The sequence below is a fragment of the Nocardia sp. NPDC051833 genome (assembly GCF_040681225.1).
GTDB lineage: Bacteria > Actinomycetota > Actinomycetes > Mycobacteriales > Mycobacteriaceae > Nocardia.
Genome location: NZ_JBFAYK010000001.1, coordinates 3,228,950 through 3,246,048, shown reverse-complemented (window position 1 = coordinate 3,246,048; position 17,099 = coordinate 3,228,950). Strand labels below are relative to the sequence as shown.

Genomic DNA, 17,099 nt, shown 5'->3' with positions numbered 1-17,099 from the left:
CGGTGACGGCGGCGGCGAGGATGGCGAAGCGTTTCACGAGGATCCCTCTCGAACAGGTACGCCGGTGTTCGGCGTGCGAGTGAGCCTAGTGAGAAAAGCCACTGTTTCGGAGTGGATCGATCGCCCCTGCTTTCTGGGGCACGACCTACCGTCACACAGCCTTTTGATCAGAGCACGGTGCAGGCGTAGTCGCGATCGAACGAGCCGGCGCTTCCGGTGCCGGTAGGGAGATTGCGGGTGGCGTCCGCGATCGCCTCCCCCGGGTTCGCCCCTTTACCGAAGCCGACGATCGGGAACCCCGCGACGATCGCGAGCGGACTCGTCGCGACCGCACCGCAGCCGTCCGCGAACGTCACCATCGTCCGGCAGTCGATGATGCCCTGACCCTTGCACGCCCGGTCGGCGGCTCGAACAGCGTCGGCTTCCGTCGGATGGTTGACCGAGAACGCGTAGACATTGCCCCACGTGCTGAGGGAAACGGCGCCCCAGTTGACCGGGTCGGCGGTGGCGGGCGGTGCCGCGAGGACGGCAGCGGCGCTCACCGAGAGCACTGCGGCCGCAAAGGACTTCTTGAACATGGGGGAACGACTTCCTCTGCGCGCCGGCTGGTGCGGCGATCGCATGGAAGATACCGCAGCACATAGACGCGAGGTGGCCCCAAAAGTCTTGGGGCCACGGCGAATACCCCGCCCGAGAACGATGCGACGACATGGACAGACCCCCGTCGCGCACGGAGACGCAGGCCGGGGGTCCGACCCGAGAAGGACCGAGCGGTCAGTCCGCGACGCAGTGCGCGGGCAGAGTCGGGGCGCTACCGATACAGCCCGCGGCGAGGAAGGAGAGCAGGTCGATCACCGCCGAGCCGGTCACCAGGACAACCGGCTGGGCCGTCGCGAGCTGATCGGGGGCGGACTGCGCCGGGCTCGCGGTGGCGAACCCGGCGGAGGCGGCGCCGATCGCGGTGACGGCGGCGGCGAGGATGGCGAAGCGTTTCACGAGGATCCCTCTCGAACAGGTACGCCGGTGTTCGGCGTGCGAGTGAGCCTAGTGAGAAACACCACTGTTTCGGAGCGGATCTCTCGCCCCTGCTTTCCGGGGCACGACCTGCCGTCGCGCACCACGAACGACAAAGAACCCGACCCGTTGCACGGGTCGGGTTCTGCGAGAGCCCCCTGTCAGGATTGAACTGACGACCTTCGCTTTACAAGAGCGGTGCTCTACCACTGAGCTAAGGAGGCGGGTACGAACAGGCGCCCCGGAGGGCAGCGATCATCATAGCGGGACGCGGCAGCCGCGTGGCATCGGTAGAGGTGCCACGCGGCCGTCGCGCTCAGCGATGTCCCGGCGCAGTATCGGTGTTACTGCTCAGGACTGGGCGCGGGCCGCATCGTCGGCGGCCATCGCGTCACGCAGGCTCTTGGGACGCATGTCGGTCCAGTTCTTCTCGACGTACTCGACGCACGCGGCCCGGCTCTCTTCGCCGAACACGACACGCCAACCCGCCGGGACCTCCGCGAAAGCGGGCCACAGGGAGTGCTGCTCTTCGTCGTTGACCAGAACGAAGAAGCGGCCGTCCTCGTCGTCGAAGGGGTTGGTGCTCAATTTCACCTCACTGGATACTGGCGCTGTGTACGGGATCGCTTCGGGGTGCGAGGCCCCGGGCGTTGTGTCGACCCTAGCAAGGCTGACGTTACTGGTAGGTGGTTACCTCAGCCTCGGCGGTCAGACCGCGAAGAAATCGAGGAGGATCTTGTTGACCGCCTCGGGGCGTTCCAGGTAGCCGTAGTGGCCGGTGTCCGGGATTTCCTGGTACCTGGCGCCGGGGATGGCGTCGGCGACTTCCCGCGACAGATAAGGCGGAATCATCCTATCATCGGCGAAGCCAATTGCCAGACAGGGCACCGTGATTGCGCGATAGGCGGCCACCCGGTCGAACTCGTGGTCCATCGCCCGCTGCGCGCGGATGCCCGGGGTCGCGGGCCCGCCGGTGAACTCGAACAGGTCCAGCCAGTCGCGGGCGGCGTTGGTGTCGGACATGGTCGCCGGCGACAGATTCATCACGGCGGTGAGCGCCGCCTCGAATTTGGCGGGCAGCTGCACACCGGCGGCGTCGAGGTCCTGTTCACCGGCCGACAGCGTCTTCTGGAACTGGTCCAGCCTGCCGTGACCGGCCATGAACACGGCCTTGCGGACCAGGTCGGGGCGGGCCAGGGCCAGTTCCTGGGCCACCCGCGCGCCCATCGAGGTGCCCGCGACCAGGGCCGGGCCCTCGCCGAGGAGTTCGATCAGCGCCGCGGTGTCGGCGACCAGCTCCTCGATCCGCATGCCACCGGCCGCCTCGTACGACGGCGCGATACCCCGGTTGTCGAAGGTGCACACCCGGTACCCGGCCGCCACCAGCGCGGGCACCTGATGGAGTTCCCACACCCGGCCCGGCGATCCGGTGCCCATGATCAACACCACCAGCGGACCGCCGCCCTTGACGTCGGTGCCCTTGGTACGGTCGCCCTTGACCTGATAGTTCAGTGCGATGCCGTTCACCGTGGCCACTGGCATGAAACAAACCTCTCTGCGGGGTGGAGCTGTCCGACACTCACGGTAACGGGACCGCCACGACCCTGCACCGGGGTGGGGTGATCGGGTCGGGAGTTCATCGGCCGTGCACAGGCGACCGATAGTATTGACTACTCGCACGCAGAGCGTTTGGAAACCGGGAGGACGAACCACTATGGCCGCCAAGAGCAGCGCCAACGACATCGCCGACGACGAGCTCGAGCCACTGGCCGACGAGACCGCTCGCCAGGCACAGCGGGTCGTCGCGGCGTACGCCGAAGACGCCGACGAGTGCCGGATGCTGCTGTCGATGCTCGGCATCGGCCCCAGCTGACCCTCCTGACGACCACAATCTCAAAGCGGGACCCTGCGACGCGCAAAGGATGCGTGAGTGGACCAAATGATCGATAAACAGTCCAACGACCGTCCGTCCGAGAACAGCGAACCCGTCGCGGCCGCACCCAGCGGTGCCGGCTCGGGATTCGTGGTCGTCGCGAACCGGCTGCCGGTCGACCTCGAGCGTCTGCCCGACGGAACGACCAGGTGGAAGCGCAGCCCGGGTGGTCTGGTGACCGCCCTGGAGCCGGTACTGCGCAGCAACAAGGGGGCGTGGGTCGGCTGGGCGGGCGTCCCGGACGTCGAGGTCGAGCCGATCATCGAAGACGGTCTGGAACTGCATCCGGTGCCGCTGACGGCGCAGGAGGTCGAGGACTACTACGAGGGGTTCTCCAACGGCACGCTGTGGCCGCTGTACCACGATGTGATCGTGCGTCCGGTCTACGACCGGGCCTGGTGGGCCGCCTATGTCGAGGTCAACCGCCGCTTCGCGGAGGAGACCGCCAAGGTGGCCGCCGAGGGCGCCACCGTCTGGGTGCAGGACTACCAGCTGCAGCTGGTGCCGAAGATGCTGCGCATGCTGCGCCCCGACCTCACCATCGGATTCTTCCTGCACATCCCGTTCCCGCCGGTCGAGCTGTTCATGCAGATGCCGTGGCGGACCGAGATCGTCGAGGGCCTGCTCGGCGCCGACCTGATCGGCTTCCATCTCCCCGGCGGCGCGCAGAACTTCCTCTACCTGGCCCGGCGACTAGCCGGTCAGCCCACCTCACGCGGGACCATCGGGGTGCGCTCCAAGCTGGGCGTCGTGCAGGTCGGCTTCCGCACGGTGCGCGTCGGCGCGTTCCCCATCTCGATCGACTCCGCCGAGCTCGACGAGCATTCCCGGCGCAGGTCGGTCCGCGAGCGGGCCGCCAAGATCCGCGCCGAGCTGGGCAATCCGAAGAACATCATGCTCGGCGTCGACCGCCTCGACTACACCAAGGGCATCGACATCCGGCTCAACGCGCTGCAGGAACTCCTGGAAGAGGGCCGGGTCGACCCGGCCGAGACGGTGATGGTGCAGCTGGCAACGCCGAGCCGGGAGCGGGTGCAGAGCTACATCAAGATGCGCGGCGACATCGAGCGCCAGGTCGGCCGGATCAACGGCGAGTTCGCCCGGGTCGGCTACCCGGTCGTGCACTACCTGCACCGCCCGATCCCCCGCGACGAGCTGATCGCCTTCTTCGTCGCCGCCGACGCCATGCTGGTCACGCCGCTGCGCGACGGCATGAACCTGGTGGCCAAGGAGTACGTGGCCTGCCACAGCGACCTCAACGGCGCCCTGGTGCTCAGCGAGTTCACCGGCGCCGCGGCCGAGCTGCGCCAGTCCTACCTGTGCAACCCGCACGACCTGGACAGCGTCAAGGACGCCATCGTCGGCGCGCTCGACGACGACCGCGACACCAAGCGCCGCCGGATGCGCTCGATGCGCCGCCAGGTGCTGACCCACGACGTCGAGCGCTGGGCCCGCGCCTTCCTCGACGCCCTGTCCCAGGGCAATGTCGCCGGATCGGCCCTGCTCAGCGAGGAAGAGGACGTCTTCCGCGAATCCCGCTGACGCGCTCACAGCTACCTCACAGCGCGGGTCCAGCCACTTCCCAGCCGGGTGGTGGAGCATGAGATCCATGAGTGGTGTGCCGGAAGCACCCGAAGCCAGGGTGCTCGTCGTCGACGACGAACCGATGATCGTCGAGTTGCTGGCGGTGAGCCTGCGCTACCAGGGCTTCGAGGTGGCGACGGCGAGCGACGGCGCGGAGGGCCTGGACAAGGCCCGCGCGTTCCGCCCGGAGGCGCTGATCGTCGACGTGATGATGCCCGGCATGGACGGCTTCGGCCTGCTGCGCCGGTTGCGCGCCGACGGCATCGACGCGCCGGTGCTGTTCCTGACCGCCCGCGACGAGGTCGAGGACAAGATCACCGGACTCACCCTCGGCGCCGACGACTACGTCACCAAGCCGTTCAGCCTCGAGGAAGTGGTGGCCCGGCTGCGGGTGATCCTGCGCCGCTCCGGCCGCACCGCGCCCGAGCAGGCCAGCACCCGGCTGCGCTTCGCCGACATCGAGCTCGACGACGACACCCACGAGGTGTGGAAGGCGGGCGAGCCGGTGGCCCTGTCCCCCACCGAGTTCACGCTGCTGCGCTATTTCATGGTGAACGCGGGCAGCGTGCTCAGCAAACCCCGCATCCTGGATCACGTGTGGCGCTACGACTTCGGCGGCGAGGTCGGCGTGGTGGAGACCTACGTGTCGTATCTGCGCAAGAAGGTCGACACCGGGGACCAGCGGTTGATCCACACCCTGCGCGGCGTCGGGTACGTCATGCGGGAGTCGGCCGCGCGATGAGCCTGCGCGCGCGTGTCGCCCGGCGGTTCTCGGCGATCCCGCTGCGCGTGACGCTGGTGCTGATGCTGGTGGCGATGGCCGGATTCGGTTTGGTCGCTTCGGGTTTCGTCGTCACCAAGGCGATGGAGAACTCGCTGCAGAACCGCACCGACCAGCAGCTGACCGACGCCGCCGTCGAATGGGAGCGCCGGGTCGGGATGCCCGCGCCCGCCCTGCCCGCGCCGTCGCCGGACCGGCAGCCGCCGGGGCGGTACTACCTCGAGGCCGAGAGCACCGACGGCACCCGGAACATCACCCTGGACAACGTCTTCGGCACCGACGCCAAGCCGGATCTCCCGGATCCCCCCGCGCTGCAACCGGTCACCGTCGGCTCGCAGGGCGACTCGACCGACCAGTGGCGGGTGCTGACCGTCAACGGGCACCGCGCGTCGGCGACGGTCGCGTGGCCGCTGACCGACGACATCGAAACGGTGCGCAAGCTCGTCGTGCTGCAGGTCGTGGTCGGCGCGATCGTGCTGATTGCCCTGGCCGTGGCCGCCTACTTCGTGGTGCGCGGCAGCCTGCGGCCGCTGCGCCGAGTCGAGGCCACTGCGGCGGCGATCGCGGAAGGTCAGCTGCATCGGCGGGTTCCGGTGCGCGGCAACGACACCGAGGTCGACCGGCTCTCGCGCTCGCTCAACAGCATGCTCACCCAGATCCAGCAGGCCTTCGCCGCGACCGAGGCCTCCGAGGCCGCCGCCCGCGAATCCGAGGCCAGGATGCGGCGTTTCGTCGCCGACGCCAGTCACGAACTGCGCACCCCGCTCACCACCATCCGCGGCTTCGCCGAGCTGTACCGGCAGGGCGCGACGGGTGATCCGGCGATGTTCATGAACCGCATCGAACACGAGGCCCAGCGGATGGGCCTGCTGGTGGAGGACCTGCTGATGCTGGCCAGGCTCGACGCGCAACGCCCCGTCGACCTGAAGCCGGTCGACCTGCTCGCGATCGCCGGCGACGCCGTGCACAGCGCCCGCGCGGTGGCGGCCGCCGAGGGCGAGCACCGGCCGATCACCCTCGAGATCGCCGACGGCACCGGCACCCTGGAGATCCTCGGCGACGATCACCGCCTGCGCCAGATCCTGACCAACCTGCTGAACAACGCACGCACGCACACGCCGGACGGTACGTCGATCACCGTGCGGCTCACGCCCGCCGCCGACGAGGTGCTGCTCGAGGTCGCCGATACCGGCCCCGGGCTGTCCGCGGCGGAATCGGCGCGGATCTTCGAACGCTTCTACCGCGCCGACGCCTCACGCACTCGCAGCAGCGGCGGCACCGGGCTCGGGCTGTCCATCGTGGCCGCGCTGGTCGCCGCGCACGGCGGCAAGGTGACGGTCGGGCCGACACCGGGCGGCGGCGCGACCTTCGTGGTCCGGCTGCCCCGCGACGACCGCGGCCCGGCCTGAATCAGGCCGGGCCGACGGGAACATCCGTGTCGCGCTGACTCAGACCGGCGTGACCTGGGCGACCAGCCAGCGGTTGTCGGCCTTGTCCAGCGACACCCGCACCCGGCTACCCGAGGTGGTGCCCTGCGGGGAATCCTTGCTGGTGGTCAGCTGGTTCAGGTAGAGCAACACCACCACGTGCTCGGGGTCGGCGGAGACGACGCCCTCGGCCTGCGCGGTGGCCTTGACGGTGAGCTGCTTCTCCTTGGCGCCCGGCGCGATGGCCTGCTCGATCAGCTTCAGGTAGTCGGCGCGGAACTCCTCGGTGAGGTTGTCCGCGGCCTTGGGCAGCTCGGTGTCGACCGTGCCCGGCTCGTAGCTGAACATGGCGGTCACCGTGCGGCCGGCCGTGGTCAGCGCGTCGGTGCGGGCCTGCTCGGTGCGGCTGTGCTGGTAGAGCTGGTAGCCGCTCAGGCCGAGGATCACCGCGGCGATCAGGCCGAGGACACCGAGGCCGCCGAAGACGATCTTTACGCGGTTCCCGCTCATCCGACGAACTCCACCTTCGAGACGGTCATGCCGGTATCGCCCTTGGTGACGGTCACCCGGAACCGGTACTGACGCTGCTGCGGTTCGGCCGAGCCGCTGTTGCTCACCGTCTGCTTCGCGGCGACGAGCACCTTGGCGGTCGTGTCGTCGGCCGACTCGATGCCCGACTCGACGACCTCGCCGTGCGACACCACCTTGGCCTGCTTCACCACGTCCATGAACGGATCGAGGCGACCGTCGAATTCCGTCTTGAACTCGCCCGAGGCCACCGACAGGATGCGGTCGATGTCCTCCTTGGCGGAGTCGGCGCGGATGGTGGTGAGGTTGATGACCGCCTGGCGGGCGGTCTGGGTGTACTCCGCGCGCAGGTCCTCGTCGGCGTCGACCGAGCGGACCGCGAAGGCGGCGAAACCGGCGCCCACGACCAGCGCGAGCACCAGGACGACCGCGGCGGCGAGGGCGAGGATCCGGCCGCGGCCGGTCGGCGTCGCCGCGTCGGCGCCGTCGTCGTCGAGGTCGGCGTCGGACTCCGCCGCGACAGCGGCCTTGTCCAGGACGACGGTCTCGTCGGCGACGGGGAGGACCACGGTCTTGTCCGCGGCGGCCGGAACGACATCCGCCGGCACGGCCTTGTCGGCCACCGGCACGGTCTCGGCCGGAGCCGCCGCGGCGGTCACGACCTCGGTGACCTCGGCGTCGTCCTTGCGGATGCTGACCGTGGCCTGCGTCGGCTCGTCGACCGGCGGACCGGCCGACCGTGCGGCCCGCCTGCGCGGGCGGCGGTTGTCGTTGTCACTCATCGTTGCTGCTCCTTCAACATCGCCTGCCAGCTGGCCGGGACAGTGCCCGAGCCGTCGGAAGCGATGTCGCCTTGCCGGTACGTACGTCCGTCGGTGCCCAGATAGGTGCCTGTGGACGGATCATAGGGGCGCGCTGAGGCGGGGGTCACACCGCCCGTGGACGCGCCGGTCGGAGCCGAGGCCGGTGCGACCGGCTGCGGCGCGCCGAACGGCGGGTTGGTGCCCAGGGGCACGTACCCGGTCCGGCACAGTTCGGGAGTGGGCGCCCGAACGCCTGGATTCTCCATGCACGGGCTGTTGCGGATGCCGCGCACCTCGATCGGAGAATCCTGTGCCACCTTGCAGTACAGCCCCTGGGGTGTGTCGATCGGGGTGAAGTCACTCGGCTCGCGCCGCTGGTCGGCGGGCAGGAAGCCGGTGGTACAGGCGGGCGGGTCCTGGACCGCGGTCATGAAGTTGACCATCGCGCCGTACTTGGTCGGACCGCGCAGGATGGTCTTGAACGCCGCGATCAGCGGCGGGAAAACGACCAGGAGTTGTTCGACACCAGCGTGATACGTCACGCCGACCTGGCCGAGACTCACCAGATTGCTCGCCAGCAACGGCAGCGTCGGGCGCAGACTCTGGAACTGCTCGTTCACCTTCTGCATCGCGGAAGGACTGTCGTGCAACAGGTTTCGCAATGTCGGATCGTGCTCGCGGAGTTGATCGGTGAGGGTCGCGAGATCCGCTGTCCAGGAACGGATATTGGCATCGGACTGGATCTGGGTGTCCAGCAGCGGGCCGATCTGATCGAGCAGCTTCTTGGTCGGCTCCACATCGGTCTCGGCCTGCTGCAACAGCAGCGCCGCCGAGTCGATGAACCGTTGCAGGTCCGGGCCAGCGCCGTTGAACGCCTTGAACGCCTCGTCGATCACCTGGCGCAGCCGGGTATCGGCGACGGTCGAGAGCAGCTTGTCGGTCTGGTCGAGCAGCGAGCCGACGTCCTGGGGCAGCCTGGTGCGTTCCACCGGGATCACCGAGCCGTCACGCAGATCGCCGGAGCCCGCGCCGGGCTCGGGCACCAGGTCGACGTACTGCTCACCGATCGCCGAGACACTGCGGATCCAGGCGATCGAGTCCTTGGGCACCTTGTAGTCGCTGTCGATCGACAGATCTGCCTCGACCCCGGCCGAGGTGAGCCGGACCGCCTCCACCTTGCCGATATTGGTGCCGCGGTAGGAGACGTTCGCGGTCGGATACAGCCCGCCGGTGGCGGCGAGCTGGACCGTCACCCCGTAGCGCCCGATCCCGAGCATCGCCGGTATCTGGATGTACGTCCCGCCCATCACGACGAGACCGATCACGGTGAGGACGGAGAAGATCGCGAGCTGAATATGGACGAACCTGGTCAGTTTCATCGACCCGCTCCTTCCTGGCCGGGCAGCGGCACGGTGATGCCGGGAATGGAGGGCAGGCCGGGGATCGGCGGCAGGCCGGGCAGGGTCGGCGTCGGCGCCGCGCTGGGAGCGGGCGCCGCCGGGACCTTGCTCGGGTCGCCCGCGTCGGTCGACGTCGACGGCGCGAAGGTACCGAGCACACCCTCGACACCACCGAAGCGGCCACCGAGCGGCGTGCCGGTGAGCCAGTTGGTGTCCAGCCGCTTTCCGGTCAGGTCGAAGGTGATGAAGAGATTGAGGTAGTCACCCTTGATCGCGTTGTCGATGTTCTTGATCGGGAACGGGAACGTCGGCAGCACGGCCATCGCCGCGATGAGGTTGGTGCCGGTGTTCGCCAGGGTTTCCAGCACCGGGCCGAGGCTGGCCAGGTTGGCCTTCAGGTCGTCGCCACTGGTCTGGATGATCCGCTCGGTCACGTCACTGAGCTCGCCGAGCGCGGTGACCGCCCTGGTGATGTTGGCGGTGCGGTCGGCGAGCACCGTCAGCGCAGGCGGGATCTCGTCGAGCGCGCGGGCGAGCACGTCCTTCTGGGCGGCGAAGCTGCCCGCCACCCGGTCCAGGCCTTCCATCGCGGCGATGATGTTGCCGGTCTGCTTTTCCAGGCCGGTGGTCAGCTCGTTGAGCTGGGGCAGCAGGTCGGCGATCTCGGCCTCGCGACCGTTGAGCGCCGCGTTCATCTCCCTGGTGATCGTCTCGAGCTGAGCGATGCCGCCGCCGTTGAGCACGACCGACAGCGAAGACAGCACCTGCTCGGTGGTCGGGTAGGCACCGGCCCGATCCAGCGGGATCACATCGTTGTTGCGCAACTGACCCTGGGCGGGCGTATCGGTCGGCGCGGACAGCTCGAGGTGATTGCTGCCGAGGAGGCTGGTCTGGCCGATCTTGGCGACCGCGTTGGCGGGCAGTTTCACGTCGGGATTCAGCGAGACCGTGACCAGCGCGTGCCAGCCCTCGACCTCGATGCCGGTGACATTGCCGACTTCGACATCGTCCACCCGCACCGGCGAATTCCTGGTCAGCGTGGTGACATTGGGCATCTGGATGCGCACGGTGTACGAACCGGGAGCGGTGCCCTCGGAACCCGGCATGGGCAGTGAGTTCAGCCCGTCCCACTGACAGCCGGTCGCGCCGAGCGTCACGGCGACGCCCACCGCCAGCCCGGCGAGCATTCGTTGGGGCCTCATCGTTGTCCTCCTGGAACGGCGAGTCCGGCGAGACCGCTCGGCACGGTGATCGGCGCAGCCGTCGGGGGCACCTTCGCGGGGTCCACCTCCGCTTCCAAACTCGGCGGGCTGTAGGTCAGCTGGCCGGGCAGGGCGGTGGTGCCGAGGACCGGGTTGAGCATGATCGGCGCGTAGTTCATCGCCAGCGAGCTGATCACCGGGGCGACGAATTCCGCGCACAGATCCGCCGACCGGTCCGAGTCGTTCATCTCGAGCGCCCGGATGGAGCCGCAGAGGAAACTCAACGGGTTGGCCGTATTGGGCAGTGCCACCGAGCCGCTGAGCGCGCCCTGGGCCGGCTGGTAGATCTGGTAGAAGTTCACCAGCGCGGTCGGCGCGGAATGCAGCAGCCGTTCGATCTCCGGCCGCTTGTCGGCCAGGATCTGGGTGACATCGGCCAATCGCTCGACGCCTTCGGTGAGTTCGGCACCGCTGCCGTCGAGGAAGCGCTTCACGTCCGCGAGCGCCACATCCAGGCTGTCCAGGCCGGCACCGAGTTCCTCCGACGCGCCGGCGAGGACCGAGGCCACCGAGGCCAGGCGGCCGCCGAACTGCACGATCTGCTCGTTGCTCGCCGAGAGCACCTCGACGAACTTCTGCAGGTTGCGGATGGTGCCGAAGAGGTCGGTTCGCCCGTCGGACAACGTGGTCAGCGTCGCCGACAGTTCGCGCAGGGTGTCGCGGAACTTCTGGCCGTTGCCGTCGAGGTTGTCCGCCGCGGTGTTGACGAAGCGCCCGAAGGAACCCTGCTCGTCGTCCCCGACGGGCCCGAGAGCCGTCGCGAGGTTGGACAGTTCGGCCTTGATGTCGTCCCACTCCACCGGCACCGCGGTGCGCTCGATCGGAATCTGGGCACCGTCGGCGAGCTTCGGACCACCCTCGTAGGCGGGTGCCAGCTGGATGAACCGGGCCGACACCAGCGAGGGCGCGATCAGCACGGCGCGCGCGTCGGCGGGCAGGTCGACGTCGCCGTCGACGGACATCCGCACCAGCACCCGGCCTTCGCCGGGCTCGATCGCGTCGATTCTGCCGATCGTCACACCCAGCATTCGCACCTCGTCACCCGCGTACAGGCCGTTGGTCGAGGTGAAGGCCGCGGTGATCTTGGTCTTCCCGATGCCGAGGCTGAAGTAGACCCCGACCGCGACCAAGGCGACGATCACCGCCACGGCGACCCCGAGCGTCCAACGTGGCACGCCACGAACTTTCGATGCGATGTTCATCGCGGCGGGTCCTCCTCGGAAGGCACGATGCTCGGCGGCGCCGGATGGGTGAGGTAGTCGAGCAGGTCCTGCGGCACATGCTCGGGCCAGACCAGCGCGTCGACCAGCGGACGCAGCGTGGTACTCGTCGCGTTCACCACGTAGGCGTTGAACCACGGGCCGCTGCCGACCTGCTCGCCCAGCGCCGAGGCGTAGGGGCCGACGTTCTCGAGCGCCTGGGTCAGGTTCTCCCTGTTGCGCTGCAACAGCGCGAGCACCGAATTCAGCCGGTCCAGCGTCGGTTTCATCTGCGCCTCGTTGTCGGCGACCAGCCCGGAGAGCTGCTTGGCGACCGCGTCGACGTAGACGATGAGCTGGTTGATGGCGGCGCGGCGGTTGTCGAGCTCGCCGAGCAGGTTGTTGCCGTCGAGCAGCAACGCGTTGAGCTGCGAACTACGGTCGGCCAGGATCGAGGTGACGTTCTGCGCCCGGCCGAGCAGATCGGTGAGCGCCTGGTCGCGGGTGTTGATGCTGCGCGAGAGCGCGGTGACGCCGTCGAGTGCGTTGCGCAGCGGGCCCGGAGTGTCGGCGAAGGCGGCCGAGAGGGCGTCCAGTGTCTGGTCGATCTGATCCATGTCGAGATCGCGGACGGTCCCGCCGAGATCGCTGAGCGCCTCGTTGAGCGAGTACGGCGAGGTGGTCCGATCGAGCGGGATGGTATCCGAGGTACGCAACGCACCCGGTCCGGTCGGCACCACATCGAGGGACTTGCGACCGAGCACCGTGTTGGTCTTGATCGCGGCGGAGGTCTTCTCGCCCAGCACGATCGACTCGTCCAGGGTGAACTTCACCAGCACCTTCGGGCCGTCGAGCGACACATCGTCGACTTCGCCGGAGCGCACGCCGGCCACATGCACCGGGTCGCCGGGCACCAGCCCGCCCGCGTCGGCGAAGAACGCGGTGAACGTCGCGCCGGAGCGGATGAACGGCAGCTTGGTGTACTGCAACGTGGCAAGCGAGATCGTCACCGCCAGCACGATGCCGACGACGCCGATGGTGGCGGCCGACGACTTGCTCTCACTCATTCGGCGTACACCTTCCGCTCGCCTGCGAACCCGGGATTCGCACTTCCATCGGCTGACCGTTCGGGCCGTCTACCAGCAGGACGGTGCCGCAGATGTAGAGCTGCAGGAACGCGCCGTAGGAGCCGATGCGGATCAGTTTCTTGTAGGTGTCCGGCAGCTTCCCCAACACCCATTCGAGCTGGTCGGAGCCGTTGTCGAGGTTGGTGGCCAGCCGGCCGGTCTGCTCGATGGTGTTGCGCAGATCGGGACGTGCTGTGGTCAGCAAGTCGTTGAGTTCCTTCGTCGCACCGGCGATCCGCGGGAGCGCGGCGCCGATCGGGTCGCGTTCGGCGGCCAATCCGCTGACCAGGCGCTGCAATTCGTCGATCGTGGTGGTGAACTGCTCGTCGCGATCGTCGATGGTGGCCAGCACCGTGTTCAGGTTGTCGATCACGCTGCCGATCAGGGCGTCGCGGTCGGCGAGGGTGCGGGAGAAGTTGCCGCCGCTGTTGAGCAGCGAGACCAGCGTGCCGCCCTGGCCCTGGAAGATCTGCAGCAGCGCCGAGGTCAGGTCGTTGACCTGGCCGGGGTCGAGCCCACGCAGCAGCGGCTTGAAGCCGCCGAGCAGCAGGTCCAGGTCCAATGCGGGCGCGGTCTGCTCCTTGCCGATGGTGGACCCCTCCGGCAGCACGCGAGCCGAGCCCGGACCTTCCATCAGTTCCAGATACCGGTCACCGACCAGGTTCTCGTACTTGATCGCCAGGCGGGTGCTCGACAGCACGGAGTACTTGGTGTCCACGTCGAACTCGACGTGCGCGAGATCGTCGTCGCCGACCTTCACCGAGGTCACCGAGCCCACCGGGACGCCGGCGATGCGCACCTTCGCCCCCGGCACCATGCCCGAGGAGCTGGTGAAGACCGCCTTGTAGCCGTTCTCGCTGGAGAAACGCGCTTGGCTGAGCACGATCGCCAGGCCGGCGAAGACCAGGGTCATCACCACGGAGAAGATCGCGAGCTTGACCGTCGTCGCCGTGTTTTTCACCGTGTCACTCCCGGCAGTCCGTCCAGCAGGAGCTGGAACACCATTGGTGCGCTGTCGTTCAGGGCGGGCGGCGCGGTACGCGGGGTGTACGGCGCACCCTCGCTGGTATCGGTCACCACGTAGTTCGCGTGACTGTCCGGCACCCGGGTCACGACACCCTCACAGTGCGGTCCACCGGTCGCGTTCACCTTGGGCAGATCCTCGGGGTAGCTGTAGGGCTTCTGGCCGGGCATGAAGGAGGCGTGCATGCCGACGCCCGGCAGGACACCGCCGAATACCTCGTTGGCCAACGGCATGATCGGACCTATTCCGTCGATGAGGCAGCCGAGCGCGGGCGCGTATTCGAACAGCAGGCTGGTCGTCGGTCGCAGCAGGTCGAGCGCGGTGACGATGTTGGCTTCGTTCTCCCGCAGCACCGCACCCGTGGTGTCGGACAGGCCGATCACGTTCACCAGCACGTCGTCGAACTGCGCTTGCAGCTCCGCCAGGGTGCGCGAGGTGACCGTGGCGTTGTCCACGGTGCGCAACAGCGCGCCGGACGCGTCGGCGTAGATGTCGGACACCTGGGCCGTCTTGTCCAGATCCTGTTGCAGCGTAGGCAGGTAAGGGTTGATCTCGCGCAGGTAGCGGTCCGAGCTCACCAGCAGTTCGCCCAGCTTGTCGCCGCGGCCCTCGAGTGCGGTGCCGAGCGCGGTCAGTGTCGCGTTCAGCTTCTCCGGCTCCACCTGGGCGAGCACGTCGGACAGGTGCTGGAACAGCGTGTTGAATTCGACGGTCACCGCGCTGGCCGACACCGTGCTGCCCGGGGCCAGCGCGGTCGAGGCCGGCTGCTCGGGCACGATGAAGTTGACGTACTTGGCGCCGAAGACGGTGGTCGAGCGGATATCGACACCCGCGTTGGACGGCACCAGCTTCAGCTGATCGGGGTCGACTTCCAGCCGCAGCTGCGCGCCCTCGTCGTGCAGGGCGATATCGGTGACGCGGCCGATCTCGACGCCGCGCACCTTCACCTTGGCATCGGGGTCGAGCACCAGGCCGGTGCGTGGTGTGTCCACCAGCACCACCGCGGTGGTGGTGAACGCGCCTTGGAACAGCGCGAGTGCGAAGGCCACAGCCCCGACGAGCAGGGCGACCAGGGCGAGCGCGGCGAGCTTTCGCCCGAGCCCGCCCTGCAGTGCGGCGACGATCCGTGATGTATGCATCGCGCTATCCCGAGAGGTGGAAGTTGCTGGAGGTGCCGTAGATGGCCAGCGAGATCATCAGGGTCACCATGACGACCGCGACCAGCGAGGCGCGCACCGCGTTGCCGACCGCGACGCCGACGCCGACCGGACCGCCTGCGGCGTTGTAACCGAAGTAGGTGTGGATCAGCATCACGGCCATCGCCATGACGATCGCCTGCCCGAAGGACCAGAGAATGTCGCTCGGGATGAGGAACGTCGAGAAGTAGTGGTCGTACACACCGGCCGACTGCCCGTAGATCACCACGGTCGCGAAGCGGCTGGCGACGAAGGAGGCGATCACCGCCAGGGCGTAGAGCGGGACGATCGCGATCATGCCCGCCAGCACCCGGGTGCCGACCAGGAACGGAACCGGGCGCACCGCCATCGATTCGAGCGCGTCGATCTCCTCGGCCACCCGCATGGCGCCCAGCTGCGCGGTCGCGCCGGCGCCGATGGTGGCGGCCAGGCCGATACCGGAGATCACCGGTGCCGCGATGCGGACGTTGAGGAAGGCGGCGAAGAAGCCGGTCAGCGCCTCGACACCGATATTGCCGAGCGAGCTGTAGCCCTGCACCGCGATGGTGCCACCGGCCATGAGGGTGAGGAACCCGACGATCACGACGGTGCCGCCGATCACGGCCAGCGCGCCGGAGCCCATGCTGATCTCGGCGATGAGCCGGATCGTCTCGGTGCGGTAGTGCACCAGCGCCCTGGGCACCGAGGCGAGCGCCTGGACGAAGAAGATCGCCTTGTCGCCCAACGAATCCAGGGATTTCGAGGCGCGATCGAAACGGCGAACCGTCCGGGGGAACTTACTGCGAACAACGAATGCCATCGTGGTCACCGCACCGTGAATTTCAGGCCGATCGCGGTGGCGACGACATTCACCACGAACAGCGCCATGAAGGCGAATACGACTGTTTGGTTCACCGCGTCACCGACACTCTTCGGCCCGCCTTTCACCTGCAAACCGAGGTAACAGGCAACCATTCCGGCGATCAATCCGAACAGCCCGGCCTTGACCTCCGAGAGGATCAACTCGGGCAGATTGGTGAGCAGCGGAATCCCGTTGACGAAGGCGCCCGGATTCACGCCCTGCAGGAACACCGAGAACATGAAGCCACCGACGATGCCGACCGTGCAGACCAGGCTGTTGAGCATCAGCGCGACGAACATCGAGGCGAGCACTCGGGGGACGACCAGCCGGGCGATCGGGTCGATGCCGAGCACCATCATCGCGTCGATCTCTTCGCGGATGGTGCGTGCGCCCAGGTCAGCGCAGATCGCGGTGGCGCCGGCGCCCGCCACGATCAGCACCGTGACGATCGGTCCGACCTGGGTGACGGCGCCGAACGCGGCCGCCGCGCCACTGAGGTCGGCGGCGCCGATCTCGCGCAACAGGATGTTGAGGGTGAAGACCACCAACACCGTGAACGGAATCGCGACGAGCAATGTCGGCACGATCGAGACGCGGGCGACGAACCACGACTGGTCGACGAATTCGCGCCACTGGAAGGGACGGCGGAACGCGGCTCGCGCCACATTCGCGCCGAGTTCGAAGAATCCGCCAACTGCCCGCAACGGCACAGCAAGGAGGTCGTTCACTCGGTTTCCTCCTTGTCCGACGGGCGGGCAGACCTGCCCGCGCACCCGTACTTCACCGCCACCCCGATCTGAAGACTGCCCAAAGACTAGAACATGTTCCTGTTGATGTCTGCCGTTTGGGGAGACTATTACCAGGACTTTTTCGCGAAATATGTCGAGGAAACTGAAACGAATCCTGACCGAATGCCATTTACCTCCTGTGAGCCGCCACACACCCCGACGCTCATGTCTACCAACACCTGGACCTGTGAT

Annotated in this window: 18 protein-coding genes and 1 tRNA gene; 4 read left to right on the top strand and 15 right to left on the bottom strand. The window is 68.0% G+C overall.

The features are described 5' to 3' along the window. Positions 1 to 167: 167 nt before the first annotated feature. The 5 genes from AB0L91_RS14795 to AB0L91_RS14775 all read right to left on the bottom strand — a co-directional run bounded on the left by AB0L91_RS14795 (position 168) and on the right by AB0L91_RS14775 (position 2,556). Positions 168 to 578: a DUF4189 domain-containing protein gene (locus AB0L91_RS14795; protein WP_365010162.1), complete on the bottom strand. Its 411-nt coding sequence runs from the start codon at positions 576 to 578 to the stop codon at positions 168 to 170. 196 nt (positions 579 to 774) lie between these two features. Further along, positions 775 to 996 (bottom strand): hypothetical protein, encoded by a 222-nt coding sequence (locus AB0L91_RS14790; RefSeq protein WP_365010161.1) that lies wholly within the window; start codon positions 994 to 996, stop codon positions 775 to 777. 170 nt (positions 997 to 1,166) lie between these two features. Further along, positions 1,167 to 1,238: transfer RNA gene (locus tag AB0L91_RS14785), tRNA-Thr, on the bottom strand. Between the two features lie 127 nt (positions 1,239 to 1,365). Then, entirely contained in the window at positions 1,366 to 1,602 is a 237-nt protein-coding gene (locus AB0L91_RS14780; RefSeq protein ID WP_022565839.1) for an MbtH family protein, read from the bottom strand. A 120-nt stretch (positions 1,603 to 1,722) separates the two neighbouring features. Continuing rightward, positions 1,723 to 2,556, bottom strand: a complete 834-nt coding sequence (locus tag AB0L91_RS14775; protein ID WP_365010159.1) for an alpha/beta hydrolase — start codon at positions 2,554 to 2,556, stop codon at positions 1,723 to 1,725. A gap of 172 nt (positions 2,557 to 2,728) precedes the next feature. Here AB0L91_RS14775 and AB0L91_RS14770 point away from each other — a divergent pair, with 172 nt between their 5' ends. From AB0L91_RS14770 to AB0L91_RS14755, 4 genes are all read left to right on the top strand, one after another. Beyond that, complete coding sequence (locus AB0L91_RS14770) at positions 2,729 to 2,887, top strand: hypothetical protein (RefSeq protein ID WP_019044795.1); 159 nt, start codon at positions 2,729 to 2,731, stop codon at positions 2,885 to 2,887. A gap of 66 nt (positions 2,888 to 2,953) precedes the next feature. Beyond that, positions 2,954 to 4,489, top strand: a complete 1,536-nt coding sequence (locus AB0L91_RS14765; protein WP_357346282.1) for a trehalose-6-phosphate synthase — start codon at positions 2,954 to 2,956, stop codon at positions 4,487 to 4,489. Positions 4,490 to 4,556: 67 nt separating this feature from the next. Beyond that, positions 4,557 to 5,273 (top strand): response regulator transcription factor, encoded by a 717-nt coding sequence (locus tag AB0L91_RS14760; protein ID WP_355270880.1) that lies wholly within the window; start codon positions 4,557 to 4,559, stop codon positions 5,271 to 5,273. Next, positions 5,270 to 6,721: a HAMP domain-containing sensor histidine kinase gene (locus tag AB0L91_RS14755; RefSeq protein ID WP_365010155.1), complete on the top strand. Its 1,452-nt coding sequence runs from the start codon at positions 5,270 to 5,272 to the stop codon at positions 6,719 to 6,721. The genes AB0L91_RS14760 and AB0L91_RS14755 overlap by 4 nt, the downstream gene beginning before the upstream one ends. A 39-nt stretch (positions 6,722 to 6,760) precedes the next feature. Here AB0L91_RS14755 and AB0L91_RS14750 read toward each other — a convergent pair whose 3' ends face one another. From AB0L91_RS14750 to AB0L91_RS14705, 10 genes are read right to left on the bottom strand one after another with little or no spacing between them, the layout of a single operon-like run. Beyond that, positions 6,761 to 7,249: a h domain protein gene (locus AB0L91_RS14750; protein WP_365010153.1), complete on the bottom strand. Its 489-nt coding sequence runs from the start codon at positions 7,247 to 7,249 to the stop codon at positions 6,761 to 6,763. Further along, positions 7,246 to 8,049 (bottom strand): Mce protein, encoded by an 804-nt coding sequence (locus tag AB0L91_RS14745; RefSeq protein ID WP_365010150.1) that lies wholly within the window; start codon positions 8,047 to 8,049, stop codon positions 7,246 to 7,248. Before AB0L91_RS14745 ends, AB0L91_RS14750 begins: the two co-directional genes overlap by 4 nt. After that, complete coding sequence (locus tag AB0L91_RS14740) at positions 8,046 to 9,449, bottom strand: MlaD family protein (RefSeq protein ID WP_365010147.1); 1,404 nt, start codon at positions 9,447 to 9,449, stop codon at positions 8,046 to 8,048. The genes AB0L91_RS14745 and AB0L91_RS14740 overlap by 4 nt, the downstream gene beginning before the upstream one ends. After that, entirely contained in the window at positions 9,446 to 10,672 is a 1,227-nt protein-coding gene (locus AB0L91_RS14735; protein WP_365010144.1) for an MCE family protein, read from the bottom strand. The genes AB0L91_RS14740 and AB0L91_RS14735 overlap by 4 nt, the downstream gene beginning before the upstream one ends. Then, the gene (locus AB0L91_RS14730) at positions 10,669 to 11,934 is read right to left on the bottom strand and encodes an MCE family protein (RefSeq protein WP_365010142.1); all 1,266 of its coding nucleotides are present in this window, start codon (positions 11,932 to 11,934) and stop codon (positions 10,669 to 10,671) included. The genes AB0L91_RS14735 and AB0L91_RS14730 overlap by 4 nt, the downstream gene beginning before the upstream one ends. After that, positions 11,931 to 12,998, bottom strand: a complete 1,068-nt coding sequence (locus AB0L91_RS14725; protein WP_357346275.1) for an MCE family protein — start codon at positions 12,996 to 12,998, stop codon at positions 11,931 to 11,933. The genes AB0L91_RS14730 and AB0L91_RS14725 overlap by 4 nt, the downstream gene beginning before the upstream one ends. Beyond that, positions 12,991 to 14,019: an MCE family protein gene (locus tag AB0L91_RS14720; RefSeq protein ID WP_365010138.1), complete on the bottom strand. Its 1,029-nt coding sequence runs from the start codon at positions 14,017 to 14,019 to the stop codon at positions 12,991 to 12,993. The genes AB0L91_RS14725 and AB0L91_RS14720 overlap by 8 nt, the downstream gene beginning before the upstream one ends. After that, positions 14,016 to 15,221: an MCE family protein gene (locus tag AB0L91_RS14715; RefSeq protein WP_365010135.1), complete on the bottom strand. Its 1,206-nt coding sequence runs from the start codon at positions 15,219 to 15,221 to the stop codon at positions 14,016 to 14,018. The genes AB0L91_RS14720 and AB0L91_RS14715 overlap by 4 nt, the downstream gene beginning before the upstream one ends. Before the next feature lie 4 nt (positions 15,222 to 15,225). Continuing rightward, complete coding sequence (locus tag AB0L91_RS14710; RefSeq protein ID WP_355270863.1) at positions 15,226 to 16,077, bottom strand: ABC transporter permease; 852 nt, start codon at positions 16,075 to 16,077, stop codon at positions 15,226 to 15,228. Positions 16,078 to 16,082: 5 nt separating this feature from the next. Further along, positions 16,083 to 16,847 carry an ABC transporter permease gene (locus AB0L91_RS14705; RefSeq protein WP_355271716.1) on the bottom strand — a complete coding sequence of 255 codons (765 nt, stop codon included), beginning with the start codon at positions 16,845 to 16,847 and terminating at the stop codon, positions 16,083 to 16,085. Positions 16,848 to 17,099 lie beyond the last annotated feature (252 nt).

What these genes read in the sequence shown, in the direction of transcription:
- AB0L91_RS14770 (WP_019044795.1), top strand. Translation starts at nt 2,729, where the DNA reads ATGGCCGCCAAGAGCAGCGCCAACGACATCGCCGACGACGAGCTCGAG.
- AB0L91_RS14755 (WP_365010155.1), top strand. Translation starts at nt 5,270, where the DNA reads ATGAGCCTGCGCGCGCGTGTCGCCCGGCGGTTCTCGGCGATCCCGCTG.
- AB0L91_RS14710 (WP_355270863.1), bottom strand. Translation starts at nt 16,077, where the DNA reads ATGGCATTCGTTGTTCGCAGTAAGTTCCCCCGGACGGTTCGCCGTTTC.
- AB0L91_RS14760 (WP_355270880.1), top strand. Translation starts at nt 4,557, where the DNA reads ATGAGTGGTGTGCCGGAAGCACCCGAAGCCAGGGTGCTCGTCGTCGAC.
- AB0L91_RS14745 (WP_365010150.1), bottom strand. Translation starts at nt 8,049, where the DNA reads ATGAGTGACAACGACAACCGCCGCCCGCGCAGGCGGGCCGCACGGTCG.
- AB0L91_RS14775 (WP_365010159.1), bottom strand. Translation starts at nt 2,556, where the DNA reads ATGCCAGTGGCCACGGTGAACGGCATCGCACTGAACTATCAGGTCAAG.
- AB0L91_RS14765 (WP_357346282.1), top strand. Translation starts at nt 2,954, where the DNA reads ATGATCGATAAACAGTCCAACGACCGTCCGTCCGAGAACAGCGAACCC.
- AB0L91_RS14735 (WP_365010144.1), bottom strand. Translation starts at nt 10,672, where the DNA reads ATGAGGCCCCAACGAATGCTCGCCGGGCTGGCGGTGGGCGTCGCCGTG.
- AB0L91_RS14730 (WP_365010142.1), bottom strand. Translation starts at nt 11,934, where the DNA reads ATGAACATCGCATCGAAAGTTCGTGGCGTGCCACGTTGGACGCTCGGG.
- AB0L91_RS14715 (WP_365010135.1), bottom strand. Translation starts at nt 15,221, where the DNA reads ATGCATACATCACGGATCGTCGCCGCACTGCAGGGCGGGCTCGGGCGA.
- AB0L91_RS14750 (WP_365010153.1), bottom strand. Translation starts at nt 7,249, where the DNA reads ATGAGCGGGAACCGCGTAAAGATCGTCTTCGGCGGCCTCGGTGTCCTC.
- AB0L91_RS14725 (WP_357346275.1), bottom strand. Translation starts at nt 12,998, where the DNA reads ATGAGTGAGAGCAAGTCGTCGGCCGCCACCATCGGCGTCGTCGGCATC.
- AB0L91_RS14740 (WP_365010147.1), bottom strand. Translation starts at nt 9,449, where the DNA reads ATGAAACTGACCAGGTTCGTCCATATTCAGCTCGCGATCTTCTCCGTC.
- AB0L91_RS14795 (WP_365010162.1), bottom strand. Translation starts at nt 578, where the DNA reads ATGTTCAAGAAGTCCTTTGCGGCCGCAGTGCTCTCGGTGAGCGCCGCT.